General features: G+C 60.0%; 14 protein-coding genes. 1 reads left to right on the forward strand and 13 read right to left on the reverse strand.

All coding sequences use genetic code 11. The features are described 5' to 3' along the window. Nucleotides 1-6: 6 nt before the first annotated feature. From recO to rpoZ, 11 genes are all read right to left on the reverse strand, one after another. Nucleotides 7-777 (reverse strand): DNA repair protein RecO, encoded by a 771-nt coding sequence (recO, locus tag C4N04_RS01625; protein WP_039618849.1) that lies wholly within the window; start codon nucleotides 775-777, stop codon nucleotides 7-9. Between the two features lie 120 nt (nucleotides 778-897). Further along, nucleotides 898-1,383 (reverse strand): response regulator, encoded by a 486-nt coding sequence (locus C4N04_RS01630; RefSeq protein WP_106795389.1) that lies wholly within the window; start codon nucleotides 1,381-1,383, stop codon nucleotides 898-900. 245 nt (nucleotides 1,384-1,628) lie between these two features. Beyond that, a complete protein-coding gene (locus C4N04_RS01635; protein ID WP_039618847.1) occupies nucleotides 1,629-2,381 on the reverse strand; it encodes a Crp/Fnr family transcriptional regulator in 753 nt (250 codons plus the stop codon). 150 nt (nucleotides 2,382-2,531) lie between these two features. Next, the gene (gene era / locus C4N04_RS01640; RefSeq protein WP_009995497.1) at nucleotides 2,532-3,473 is read right to left on the reverse strand and encodes a GTPase Era; all 942 of its coding nucleotides are present in this window, start codon (nucleotides 3,471-3,473) and stop codon (nucleotides 2,532-2,534) included. Between the two features lie 7 nt (nucleotides 3,474-3,480). Further along, nucleotides 3,481-4,200 carry a ribonuclease III gene (rnc, locus tag C4N04_RS01645; protein ID WP_038687928.1) on the reverse strand — a complete coding sequence of 240 codons (720 nt, stop codon included), beginning with the start codon at nucleotides 4,198-4,200 and terminating at the stop codon, nucleotides 3,481-3,483. Next, nucleotides 4,197-4,940 carry a signal peptidase I gene (lepB, locus tag C4N04_RS01650; protein WP_038687925.1) on the reverse strand — a complete coding sequence of 248 codons (744 nt, stop codon included), beginning with the start codon at nucleotides 4,938-4,940 and terminating at the stop codon, nucleotides 4,197-4,199. The genes rnc and lepB overlap by 4 nt, the downstream gene beginning before the upstream one ends. Nucleotides 4,941-5,097: 157 nt before the next feature. Further along, on the reverse strand, nucleotides 5,098-5,502 hold the full coding sequence (gene acpS, locus C4N04_RS01655; RefSeq protein ID WP_004675052.1) for a holo-ACP synthase: 405 nt from the start codon (nucleotides 5,500-5,502) through the stop codon (nucleotides 5,098-5,100). Nucleotides 5,503-5,540: 38 nt separating this feature from the next. After that, nucleotides 5,541-6,131, reverse strand: a complete 591-nt coding sequence (locus C4N04_RS01660; protein WP_106795291.1) for a DUF2062 domain-containing protein — start codon at nucleotides 6,129-6,131, stop codon at nucleotides 5,541-5,543. Between the two features lie 155 nt (nucleotides 6,132-6,286). Further along, nucleotides 6,287-6,436, reverse strand: coding sequence for a DUF3563 family protein (locus tag C4N04_RS01665; RefSeq protein WP_004675049.1), 150 nt, complete (start codon nucleotides 6,434-6,436; stop codon nucleotides 6,287-6,289). Between the two features lie 192 nt (nucleotides 6,437-6,628). Continuing rightward, the gene (locus C4N04_RS01670; protein ID WP_038687917.1) at nucleotides 6,629-8,863 is read right to left on the reverse strand and encodes a bifunctional (p)ppGpp synthetase/guanosine-3',5'-bis(diphosphate) 3'-pyrophosphohydrolase; all 2,235 of its coding nucleotides are present in this window, start codon (nucleotides 8,861-8,863) and stop codon (nucleotides 6,629-6,631) included. A gap of 142 nt (nucleotides 8,864-9,005) precedes the next feature. Next, nucleotides 9,006-9,410, reverse strand: coding sequence for a DNA-directed RNA polymerase subunit omega (gene rpoZ / locus C4N04_RS01675; RefSeq protein WP_106795292.1), 405 nt, complete (start codon nucleotides 9,408-9,410; stop codon nucleotides 9,006-9,008). 298 nt (nucleotides 9,411-9,708) lie between these two features. On the opposite strand from rpoZ, the gene C4N04_RS01680 reads away from it, so the two are divergent. Beyond that, nucleotides 9,709-10,290, forward strand: a complete 582-nt coding sequence (locus C4N04_RS01680; RefSeq protein WP_038687915.1) for an NYN domain-containing protein — start codon at nucleotides 9,709-9,711, stop codon at nucleotides 10,288-10,290. Nucleotides 10,291-10,329: 39 nt separating this feature from the next. Here C4N04_RS01680 and smpB read toward each other — a convergent pair whose 3' ends face one another. Together smpB and dapA are read right to left on the reverse strand one after the other, a co-directional pair. Next, on the reverse strand, nucleotides 10,330-10,809 hold the full coding sequence (gene smpB, locus C4N04_RS01685; protein WP_038692393.1) for an SsrA-binding protein SmpB: 480 nt from the start codon (nucleotides 10,807-10,809) through the stop codon (nucleotides 10,330-10,332). Nucleotides 10,810-10,905: 96 nt separating this feature from the next. Beyond that, on the reverse strand, nucleotides 10,906-11,790 hold the full coding sequence (dapA, locus tag C4N04_RS01690; RefSeq protein WP_038687913.1) for a 4-hydroxy-tetrahydrodipicolinate synthase: 885 nt from the start codon (nucleotides 11,788-11,790) through the stop codon (nucleotides 10,906-10,908). Nucleotides 11,791-11,834: the final 44 nt, after the last annotated feature.

Here is an 11,834-nt window from a genome sequence, read left to right on the forward strand (position 1 = left end):
ATGAGCTCAGGCCGAGACGCCGTTCGGACCGGAAAGCGTCCGCAGGGTTGGATTGAGCGCCTTGAGGGCGGCCTGGACGAAGCCGTCACGCGCTGCCGCAGCCTCCATGCCGCGCGGTTCATAAACGTGGCGGTGCAGGAAGAACCCCGTCAGACGGAATGCGGCTGCAAGACTGTCGAAGTCGGCCGCGTGATTGCCGTCGACCCCGAGGAAGGGCGGCAGGAGCAGCATCTTGTCCGCCCACGGCGCACCGGCGCTGCGGCTGACGGCGCGGCCGGATTTCGGCGAGACATAGGCGAGATCGGAACGGGCGCCGGTCGCGGCGCATTCGGCAAGGTCGAGACCGAAGCCGAGATCGTTTAGCACCGCCAGTTCGAAACGCACGAAGAGTTCGCCGGCATCGGCTGGATTGTGCAGATGGTCGAGGATGACCTCCAGCGCATCGAAAAGGTGCGGATGCGGGTCGCGCTCCGGCAGCAGGCGCAGCAGCGCACCCATCGCCTGGACGCCATAGACGGCAGTCGCCGTTTCCATCAGGCGCGCGGCGCGCAGCGTCACCGGCTCGACGCGGAACTCACCGAGATGTTCGTCAAGCCGGGCACGCCAAATGACTTCCACCGCATTGCCCGGCTGCAGCACCGGCTGCATGGCGCGAGAGCGGCCGGAACGCACCAGGCCGAGATGGCGGCCGCGATCACGCGTCATAACTTCGACGATGACGCTCGTCTCACCGTGACGCTTGACGCCCAGAATGATCGCGTGGTCCTGCCACTGCATCGAAAAAAGTCCCTGCGGCTGCCGATTCCATCCTACCGCATAATTCCCGACATCGAAATCGAATTAAGGAATCATGCAGTAATTCAGAGCGTTACAGCGTGCTTTCGGCGTCCGGCAGGGTCAAGCCGCAGCCGGAAGAAGCCTCTGCAGGAATTCGCCCATCGCCTTCTCGTCGAAAGGTTTCACCAGAAGCGGTATATGCTGCAGGTCGGGCGGGAAATCGCGTGTATCGGAATAGCCGCTGACGAAGCCGAAGGGGATGCCGACATCGAGAAGATGGCGGGCAAATCCGAAGCTCATGCCCTCGCCGAGATTAACGTCGAGCAGGGCGAAGTCATAGCTTTGCGCAGCAATCGCCGCCCTCGCCTGTTCCAGGCTGCCGACGATATCGATGCCGTCGACGCCGGACAGGCGCAGAATATCCTCCGCCTCCATGGCGATGATCAGACTGTCCTCAAGAACCAGAACACGGTTTGCGCTCATGATTCCATGCCCCTCGTCGGGCGCATGTCGCAGCGCCCCGGCCGTTTCGCCAACATCATTGCCCTCCGGTGCCCCGCATGGCACGCTATCGGTGAATTCCGCCACCATTTCTGAATAAACCATTTTTCTGTCCGGCCAATAAGAATCAAATCGGAGGAAAAGACGACGGCCGACCTTATTTTCCCGGATGCTAATGCGCATTTAAAAAAGACATAGGTGGACAGGCTGTGCGTTTCCGCACGCAACAATGCTGCCATCTGTCGGATTGCAGTGACGCGCAGGCCCGATTTTCAAGTCACTCCTCGCGCGTCTGGTCCTTTGCCCATGTCCCTGTCGCAAAACCACCGCGCACCTTTGCGCAACATGCTTCAGATGAAGGGGCGCTTGCCCTCTCCAAGCCCTTCCCAGCCGGCGATCGCCATCAATTCCTCGCCGTTCAGCACCTCGCAGCCGCGCTCCTGCCAGCGGATCAATCCCCTTTCGCTAAGCTTCCTCAAGGTTTTGTTGGTGTGGACGATCGAAAGCCCGAGGGTGTCGGCGATGTGCTGCTGGGTGATGGGGATGAATTTGCGACCGTTGAAAAGATCGAGCTTCCTGCCGCGCTCATACAGGAATGCGAGCAGATAGGCCGCTCTTTCCAGTGCTGTGCGGCGGCCGATGCTGAGGAGATGTTCATCCAATATCCGCTCCTCGCGCGCGGCGATCCAGGTGATGTCGAAGGCGAGCGAGGGGTGCTTGTTATAGAGCGTCATCAGCCTGTCGCGCTCGAAAACGCAGAGGGAAACCGGCGAAAGCGCTTCGATGGAATGCTGCATCTCGCCGGCGATCGTTCCCTGCAGGCCGATCAGGTCGCCCGGCATGATGTAATTCAAGATCTGGCGGCGGCCGTCTTCCAGCATCTTGTAGCGGAAGCCCCACCCGGAAAGCACGGTGAAAAGATGGGCGCTGTGGGCGCCCTCGACGAGGATGGTGGAACCGGCATCGACCGCTAGCTCTCCGCGCTTGAAGCGGGAGACGAATTCCAGCTCGTCGCGGCTGAACTCCCTGAAATTCGGCAGGGGCCGCAAGGGACACAGCTCGCAAGGGGTTTTGAAGGAATTGATGGGTCTCGACAATGCCATACCTGCCCTCGCGGCCGCGGAAACCGGCCACCCCTCATCGACGCACCGGCGAGCGGGGAATGCGCAAAGCCATGGATTCGTTCCGCAACGAAGCGATTTTTTCCATGGAAACAAAGGGCTGGCTCCTGCCCGACGAAATCCTTGCCGCTGCTATTTCGGAAAATCGAGACCCATTTCACGGAACCGCTCGGGATCATCGCCCCAATTCTCGCGGACCTTGACGAACAGGAAGAGGTGAACCTGCTGTTCGAGAATCTCCGACAACTCCTTGCGGGAGGCCGTCGAGATCGCCTTGATGGTTTCGCCGCCCTTGCCGAGAGCGATCTTCTTCTGGCTGTCGCGCTCGACATAGATCACCTGCTCGATGCGCACCGAGCCGTCCTTACGCTCTTCCCACTTCTCCGTTTCGACATGCGAGGAATAGGGAAGCTCCTGGTGCAGGCGCAGAAACAGCTTTTCGCGGGTGATCTCGGCGGCGAGCTGACGCATCGGCAGATCGGAGATCTGGTCTTCCGGATAGTACCACGGCCCCTCCGGCAGCGTCGCGGCCAGATAGTCCATGACGTCGTCGCAGCCGGAACCGTTTTCGGCCGAGATCATGAAGGTGCGCTCGAAAGCGATCTTGTCGTTGGCGCTCGCGGCCAGCGCCAGCAGATCCTCGCGATTGACGCGGTCGATCTTGTTCAGCACCAGGATTTTCGGCTGCCGGACTTCCTTGAGGCCTTCGAGGATGGCTTCGGCATCGCCGCGCAGGCCGCGTTCGCTGTCGATCAACAGCATGATCAGATCGGCATCCTTGGCGCCGCCCCAGGCCGAGGTCACCATGGCGCGGTCGAGCCGGCGGCGCGGCTTGAAGATGCCCGGGGTATCCATGAAGACGATCTGGGCATTGTCGTGGATGGCAATGCCGCGCACGATCGCGCGCGTCGTCTGCACCTTGTGGCTGACGATCGAGACTTTGGCGCCGACGAGGCGATTGACCAGCGTCGATTTGCCGGCATTGGTAGGGCCGATCAGGGCGACGAAGCCCGAATGCGTCGGACCATGGGTTTCTGCAGCAGCTTCAGCCGCGATATCTTCTTCTTGTGTCATTGTCCCGTCAGTTTCCGGCAGGCGATTGCTGCCAAATGCCTTCGCGCTCGAGCATCTTGGTCGCCGCCACCTGTTCGGCGGCACGCTTCGACCGCTCTACGCCGGTTTCCGGCTTTATGCCAGCAACTTCCACCGTCACCTTGAAGCGCGGATCATGATCCGGTCCGCTGCGTTCATCAACCCGGTAGATCGGCGTAACGCCAAACTTCGCGTGTGACCATTCCTGCAGTTCGGTCTTGGCGTCGCGCTTGGCGCCATCGGCCCTGACCGCCCTGCCCTGCCAATAACGCAGGATGAAACGCCGCGCGACCTCGAGGCCTCCGTCGAGATAGATCGCCGCGATCAGACTTTCGACGACATCGGCGCGCACGTTCATCATGCGCTTGCCGGTCAGTTTCTTCACATCGGCGCCGGTGCGGATATAGAGGTGAAGGTTGAGTTCGTCGGCGACCGCAGCGCAGGTTTCGGCGCTGACGAGCTGGTTGAGACGAACCGAGAGCTCGCCTTCGCCCGCCGTGCCGAAGGTGCGGAACAAGAGTTCGGCAATGCAGAGCCCGAGGACCCTGTCGCCGAGGAACTCCAGCCGTTCGTAATTGCCGCCCTTTTCCGTCCGGGCGCTGGCATGGGTCAGCGCGCGATCCAGGCGTGCCTTTTCGACGAAGTCATAACCGATCAGGCTTTCAAGCTTTGCGCGGTCTGCCGCGGAAAGCGTCGGCGCCTTGCTCATTCAACAACCTTGAAAAGACGGTCCCAGCGCATGTTGGTCGGCCACTTCCAGATTTCGCGGAACGACGTGTCGTTGCCGAGCGAGAAGAAGATGACGCTGGCGCGGCCGACAAGATTTTCAGCCGGCACGAAGCCGACATCAAAGCGGCTGTCGAGCGAATTGTCGCGGTTGTCGCCCATCATGAAATAATGGCCTTCCGGCACGATGAATTCACGGGTGTTGTCACCGCGCGAGACCGGAGACTGGTCGAGCGTGTCGTAGGTCTTGCCGTTATCAAGCGTTTCGCGGAATACCGGCACGTCCTCACCCGGATCTAGCTTGTAATCCGAGGTGAAGGTGCCGTCCGCCACCTTCGGAACCGGCTTGCCGTTGACGTAGAGCACACCGTCGGTGACCTGGATACGGTCGCCGGGCAGGCCGATGCAGCGCTTGATGTAGTCGATATCGGGATTCGGCGGAAAACGGAAGACGACGATATCGCCGCGCTTCGGATCGGATCCGAACAGGCGTCCATTGGAGATATCCGGCGAGAAGGGCAGCGAATATTTCGAATAGCCGTAAGCGAACTTGTTGACGAAGATGTAGTCACCGACGAGCAGCGTCGGCATCATCGAACCGGACGGGATGGTAAAGGGCTGGAACAGCACCGTTCGAATCACCATCGCCAAAATCAGCGCCTGGATGATGACTTTGATATTTTCCCAGAGGGCGTTCGGCTTGGCTTCGACTTTATCGGACACGCAGTCTTATTCCTTTAAGACGCCGCGACGGCGCAATTCTTTATGTGCTTCTCTCTAGCGGCTTCGGCCGGTTGCGGCAATGGCGACAAGATCAAAAGCGACGAGAGGTCGCGATCAAGCGCCCCCGGGGTCACGATCAACATTCCCGAGATCACTATCAGAGGCTCTCGGGCAACGCCTCGATAATAACGAAGGCCTGCGCCAAGGGATAATCATCGGTTATTGTCAAATGAATGGCGGCCCTGTGACCGGCGGGCAGCATCGACTCGAGGATCACGGCGGCCCCACCGGACAGAACCATGGTCGGCTTGCCGCTCGGCAGGTTGACGACGCCCATGTCCTTCCAGAAGACACCCTGGGCAAGGCCGGTGCCGAGTGCCTTGGAACAGGCCTCCTTGGCGGCGAAACGCTTGGCATAGGATTCGGCACGATTTGCCCGGCGGTCGGAACGGGCGCGCTCGATCTCGGTGAAACAGCGATGGGTGAAGCGCTCACCGAAGCGCTCGATCGATTTTTCGACACGGCGAATGTCGATCAGATCGCTGCCAATGCCGATGATCATCCCAGATCCTTCCGTCGCTTAAGCATTCTGCACGGATTTCATACGCTCGGCATGTCGCTGGCCGGCCCCGCCAGACGCAATCGCGCCCGCTCCGTCAGGCGCGTGCGGCGGCGCGTCTGAAACCCCTTCACGGTGTAGAACGTCAGCGCATAGAGCGCAACGGAGGTCACGGCGGCCGGTGGAATGGCGCCGATCAACATCGGCTCCAGCACCGGCTTCCATAATTCGGAGAAGTTCAGCTTGTGAAACAGGGCGGCGAGATCCACCGCCTGCCCCGCCAGATGATCCTCGCGGTTCAACAGCAGATGGCCGATCTCCCAGGTGATGCCCCAGATGAAGGGATAGGTCAGCGGATTGCCGAAGGCGGCGCAGCCGAGGGCGGCGGCCACCATATTGCCGGAGAGGAAATAGCTGATGACGAAAGCCATGATGAAATGCACGCCGACGAACGGCGTCCACGAGACGAAGGCGCCCGCGGCGACGCCGGCTGCAACCGCATGCGGCGAAGCGCTCAGGCGCAGGATGCGCATTGTCAGATAACGGATCGGGCGAAGGAAACCTTTTCGGGGCCATAGAAGCTCCCGCATCTTTTCCTTGAAGCCAGCAGGCTTGCGACGGCGAAACAACATGGCGGCTATTTAGTGCAGCGCACAGCACCGTGACAAGAGCGGCAAATGATACCACCCGAAAAACAACCGCTCAATTTTCTCTGCAGGGCAGCGCCTTCATGCCGAGGGGCGTTCGTAACGCAACGTCCCCCACTCATCCAAGTATAAATATGCTGTTAGCGGCTGCGGAACAGACCGCGATCGACCTGACGCTGACGAAACTCGAGATCGATACGATCGAACGAGCCGTTCAGATAGGCCATTTCACGTTCCTGTGTGGTCGGCGCGCGAAGTGCCCGAGCGATTTTCCTGATAGGATCAAACATTTCTTGTCTCATCTTCTGTTTACGTTTTCGATGACCAGAAGATAGTCCCGACAAAGGTTAATTACCACCACCGCAACATGGAGACAGCCATGCATTGAGCGCATACATTGCCACTTCGATGCGCGATTTCGACCTTGAAACGGTCATAAAATGTGCAATTCCCGGTCAGCTCCGCGACGGCTTGACAACAGCCTACTCGTAGAGCCGCCGGACCGTGGCGATGCAGTCGAGTTCCTTCATCTGGGCGAGCAGCTGGTTGAGCTGACGCAGATCCCAGACCTCGACCTCGAGCATCATTTCGGTGAAATCGGCGGCCACCCGTACGGTGTTCAGCAGGCGGATATTGACGTCAAGACCTGCAACCGTCTGGGCGACCTTGGCAAGCGTGCCGGGCTCGTTCAATCCATTCACCATGATGCGCGCCATGAAGCGAGACTTGTTGGCCTCGTCGAGGTCCCAGCGGACGTCGATCCACCGGTCGGGCTGATCATCGAAACGCTGCAGGCTTGGCGACTGGATCGGATAGATGGTGATACCATTGCTCTGATCCATGATGCCGACGATGCGATCGCCGGGCACGGCGCCGGTGGAGGCGAACTTGACGTCGACATTGCCGGACAGACCGCGGATCGGGCCGATATCGACATCGGCGTCGAGTTCGGAATGGCCGCCCTCGGCTCCGGCCTTGGTCTTGCCGGGGATCTTGAAGATCATGCCGGCGGCACTGCGGACGTTGAACCAGCCGTCGTCGCCGGAAGGCTTGATGGTGACGCGCTCGTCCTGGTGGTCGGGATAGACGGCGCGAAGCACGTCGAGCGAGGACATCTCGCCGCGGCCGACCGCGGCGATCGCGTCCTCGACATCCTTCTGGCCGAGACGGTGCAACGCCGGCTTCATCGCCTCGCGCGAGAAGATTTTGCCGGCTCTGTTGAAGGTGCGCTCGAGAATGCGGTGGCCGAGCCCGGCATATTGCTTGCGGATCGCCATGCGGGTGGCGCGGCGGATGGCGGCGCGCGCCTTGCCGGTGACGACGATTTCTTCCCAGGCGGCCGGCGGAACCTGCACGCCGGAGCGGATGATCTCGACCTCGTCGCCGTTTGCCAGCCGCGTCACCAGCGGCATGATGCGGCCGTTGATCTTGGCGCCGACCGTGGTGTCGCCGATATTGGTGTGCACCGCATAGGCGAAGTCGATCGGCGTGGCGCCGCGCGGCAGAGCAATCAGCTTGCCCTTCGGCGTGAAGCAGAAGACCTGATCCTGGAAAAGCTCGAGCTTGGTGTGCTCCAGAAATTCTTCCGGGCTGTCGCCCTCGGCGAGCGCCTCGATCGTGTGGCGCAGCCAGGAATAGGCGTTGGATTCGCGCGAAAGGATGTCGCCGTCGGCATTGCTGGCGCCGTCCTTATAGAGCGTATGGGCGGCGATGCCGAATTCGGCGATCTCGTGCATGCGCTTGGTGCGGATCTGCAGTTCGATACGCTGGCTGGAGGGACCGACGATTGTGGTGTGCAGCGAGCGGTAGTCGTTCTGCTTGGGCGTCGAGATATAGTCCTTGAAGCGGCCGGGCACGACGCGCCAGCGCGTGTGGACGATGCCGAGCGCACGATAACAGGAGGGAATATCCTCGACGATCAAACGAAAACCGTAGACGTCTGATAGCTGCTCGAAGGACAGCGACTTCGACTGCATCTTGCGAAAGACGGAATAGGGCTTCTTCTGCCGGCCCTTGACATAGGCGGAGGTCAGGCCGCTGGCGACTAGCAGATCGCGCAATTCGGCCTCGATCTTCTTGACGATGCCCTCGTTGCGCTTGGAGAGCTCTTCCAGCCTTTTCGTGACGGTTTCGTAGGCCTCCGGGTTCATGTGCCGGAAGGAAAGCTCCTCCAGTTCCTCGCGCATGTCCTGCATGCCCATGCGGCCGGCGAGCGGCGCATAGATTTCCATCGTCTCCTCGGAGATGCGGGCCCGCTTGTCGGCCGACATGTGATCGAGGGTGCGCATATTGTGCAGACGATCGGCAAGCTTGACGAGCAGCACGCGTACATCGTCGGAAATGGCCAGCAGCAGCTTGCGCAGGTTTTCCGCCTGCTTGGCCTTCTTGGTGACGAGATCGAGCTTCTTGATCTTCGTCAGCCCCTCGACCAGGCGGCCGATATCCTCGCCGAAGAGTTCGTCGATCTCGGCGCGCGTCGCCGTCGTATCCTCGATCGTGTCGTGCAGAAGGGCGACTGCGATCGTCGATTCATCGAGATGCATATCGGTGAGGATGGCGGCGACCTCGAGCGGATGGGAAATATAGGGATCGCCGCTCGCGCGTTTTTGCTGGCCATGCTTCTGCATGGCGTAAACGTAGGCCTTGTTCAGTAGTGCTTCATTGGCATCGGCCTTGTATTGCTGAACCCGCTCCACGAGCTCGTACTGCCGCATCATTCCAAAGCCACTCCGACAAAAATAAAAGCGCGCCAATCAACGATTGGCGCACACGTGGGCAATAATATGCCTAAGCAATAAAGGCGCAAGATTGACGATTGGTAATCGCCGCTCTTTTCCGGATCAGATCCGGCCGACGCGCTTAATAATCGTCGCTCTTTTCCGGCGGCACCAGGCCTTCGATGCCGGCAAGCAGCTCTTCTTCCGACATCTGGTCGAAAGTAATCGTCTCCGGCAGGTCGTCCTGCTCCTCGCTGTCGGCTGCGGCAACACCGTCGGCGGCGATCATGCTGGCCGGATCGGGCTCGGGCTCGTCGACTTCGACATGCTTTTGCAGCGAATGGATCAGATCTTCCTTGAGATCGTCGGGCGAAAGGGTCTCGTCGGCGATTTCGCGCAGGGCGACGACAGGATTCTTGTCATTGTCGCGATCGATGGTGATCGAGGCACCCTGGGAAATCAGCCGGGCGCGGTGGCTGGCGAGCAGAACCAGCTCGAAGCGGTTCTCTACCTTGTCAATGCAATCTTCAACTGTGACACGGGCCATTGCCTGTCCTTTACGGTCGTCATTTCGGGATTAGCACGCCCGATACAATTAAAACCGGGCAAATACAAGTTTTTCGTTCCGGCTCCCTCGTCTTTATCCGGGGCTGAGCTAAATTTCCATGGAGAACGTCACAATTCTACCGACGGTTGCTTGGAATATGACGAATCGTGCCCTAAATCTGTCTTATATGAACAGTTGGTAAAGTAAGGATCAAATCAAAAATCACAATAAGTCACTGTATTTATTGAAATTTGATGCCCTGCGAATTTCTTTTTCTCTCATTAGGAATTGGTAAGCGATGTTTGACCCACGCGAAAAAATTGCACTCTTTATCGACGGCGCCAACCTCTACGCTGCATCCAAGAGCCTCGGTTTCGACATAGATTACCGCAAGCTGTTGAAAGCATTCCAGAAACGTGGCTATCTCCTGCGCGCCTATTATTATACGGCCTTGATCGAGGATCAGGAGTACTCATCGATCCGTCCCCTGATCGACTGGCTCGATTACAACGGCTACAAAGTCGTCACCAAACCCGCCAAGGAATTTACCGATTCCATGGGCAGACGGAAGATCAAGGGCAACATGGACATCGAGCTCGCGATCGACGCCATGGAACAATCCGAAACCGTCGACCACCTCGTCATCTTCTCCGGCGACGGCGACTTCACCAACCTGGTCGAGGCGCTCCAGCGCAGAGGCCGCAAGGTCTCGGTGATCTCGACGATGGCGACCCAGCCGCCGATGATCGCCGACGACCTGCGCCGCCAGGCCGATCATTTCATCGATCTCTTGTCCTTGAAGGCTGAGATCGGTCGCGATCCGTCGGAGCGAGCGCCGCGTCCGGCCGAAGTCGCCCCGGCCAGCGATTTCGAGGAATGATCGCAGGCGCCGCGAGCCGATCAGCTGCGGCGTGGTGGGTTAGCCATTATCCTTCAGCAAACGGCTCTTCTGGCGATTCCAATCGCGCTCCTTCTCGGATTCGCGCTTGTCGTGCAGTTTCTTGCCCTTGGCGAGCGCCAACTCCATCTTCGCCCGACCCCGATCGTTGAAATAGATCTTCAGCGGGATCAGCGTCATGCCCTCGCGGTTGACGGCCGAGCGCAGGCGATGGATTTCACGGCCCGACAGCAAGAGCTTGCGGCGCCGGCGCGGTTCGTGATTGAAGCGGTTGGCCTGCAGATATTCCGGCAGGTAGGAATTGATCAGCCAGATCTCGCCGCCCTCATCCGAGGCATAGGATTCGGCGATATTGGCCTTGCCTTCGCGCAGCGACTTGACCTCGGTGCCCGTCAGCACGAGGCCTGCCTCGTAGGTGTCGATGATCTCGTAGTTGAAGCGGGCCTTGCGGTTTTCGGCCACGACCTTGTTCACCACGCGCTGGCTGCCTTTGGGGGCCATGACGATATTCCCTTCGAGGCGCGCGAAAGGCCGCACCCTCATTGTTTGCCCTTTATGTAGGGGAACGATCCGGCCTTGTGAAGACAGCCGATCTTCTCAGTTGAGCAGCCCCGCATGACGCATGGCGGCATCGATCGCTGCTTCGGTTGCCGGTTCCAGCGTCGACAGCAGCGGCGAACGGACGTTGCGGCTCATGCGGCCGAGCTTGGAGAGGCCGTATTTGGCGCCGCAGAGACCGGGTTCAAGGAAGATCGCCTTGTGCAGCGGCATCAGCCGGTCCTGATATTCCAGCGCTCGGGCGTATTCGCCGGCCAGCGTTGCCGCCTGAAAATCGGCGCAGAGGCGCGGGGCGACATTGGCCGTTACCGAGATGCAGCCGACGCCGCCATGGGCGTTGAAGCCGAGCGCCGTGGCGTCCTCGCCGGACAATTGCCGGAAATCCTTGCCGCAGGTGATGCGCTGCTCGGAGACACGCTCGATCTTGCCCGTCGCATCCTTGACGCCGACGATATTCGAGTGCGCCTTGACGAGCGCGCCCATCGTTTCCGGCGTCATGTCGACCACCGAGCGGCCCGGGATATTGTAGATATAGATCGGCAGGGCGACAGCGTCGGCGATCGCGGAAAAATGCGCGATCAAGCCCTTCTGCGTCGGCTTGTTGTAATAGGGCGTGACGACCAGCACCGCATCGGCGCCGACCTTTTCGGCATGCTGGGCAAGCTCGATCGCCTCACGCGTATTGTTCGAACCGGCGCCGGCCATGACGGGAACGCGTTTTGCGGCCACTTCGATGCAGAGTTCCACGACCCGCTTGTGTTCGGCATGCGACAGCGTCGGCGATTCGCCTGTCGTGCCGACCGGAACGAGACCGCCGCTGCCTTCCTTGATCTGCCAGTCGACATGGGCGGCGAAGCTGTCTTCGTCGATCAGTCCGGCATCGGTGAAGGGGGTGACGAGGGCGGGAATGGACCCATTGAACATGCAAAGCTCCTCACGACCAAATCCTTGCTTCGGCCGCATTCCAT

Origin of the sequence: Rhizobium sp. H4 (genome assembly GCF_003013335.1) — a bacterium.
GTDB classification, from domain to species: domain Bacteria; phylum Pseudomonadota; class Alphaproteobacteria; order Rhizobiales; family Rhizobiaceae; genus Rhizobium; species Rhizobium sophoriradicis.

Coding starts and splice junctions, on each gene's coding strand:
- recO (WP_039618849.1), bottom strand. CDS start 777: ATGCAGTGGCAGGACCACGCGATCATTCTGGGCGTCAAGCGTCACGGT.
- C4N04_RS01630 (WP_106795389.1), bottom strand. CDS start 1,383: ATGGTTTATTCAGAAATGGTGGCGGAATTCACCGATAGCGTGCCATGC.
- C4N04_RS01635 (WP_039618847.1), bottom strand. CDS start 2,381: ATGGCATTGTCGAGACCCATCAATTCCTTCAAAACCCCTTGCGAGCTG.
- era (WP_009995497.1), bottom strand. CDS start 3,473: ATGACACAAGAAGAAGATATCGCGGCTGAAGCTGCTGCAGAAACCCAT.
- rnc (WP_038687928.1), bottom strand. CDS start 4,200: ATGAGCAAGGCGCCGACGCTTTCCGCGGCAGACCGCGCAAAGCTTGAA.
- acpS (WP_004675052.1), bottom strand. CDS start 5,502: ATGATCATCGGCATTGGCAGCGATCTGATCGACATTCGCCGTGTCGAA.
- C4N04_RS01660 (WP_106795291.1), bottom strand. CDS start 6,131: ATGTTGTTTCGCCGTCGCAAGCCTGCTGGCTTCAAGGAAAAGATGCGG.
- C4N04_RS01665 (WP_004675049.1), bottom strand. CDS start 6,436: ATGTTTGATCCTATCAGGAAAATCGCTCGGGCACTTCGCGCGCCGACC.
- C4N04_RS01670 (WP_038687917.1), bottom strand. CDS start 8,863: ATGATGCGGCAGTACGAGCTCGTGGAGCGGGTTCAGCAATACAAGGCC.
- rpoZ (WP_106795292.1), bottom strand. CDS start 9,410: ATGGCCCGTGTCACAGTTGAAGATTGCATTGACAAGGTAGAGAACCGC.
- C4N04_RS01680 (WP_038687915.1), top strand. CDS start 9,709: ATGTTTGACCCACGCGAAAAAATTGCACTCTTTATCGACGGCGCCAAC.
- smpB (WP_038692393.1), bottom strand. CDS start 10,809: ATGGCCCCCAAAGGCAGCCAGCGCGTGGTGAACAAGGTCGTGGCCGAA.
- dapA (WP_038687913.1), bottom strand. CDS start 11,790: ATGTTCAATGGGTCCATTCCCGCCCTCGTCACCCCCTTCACCGATGCC.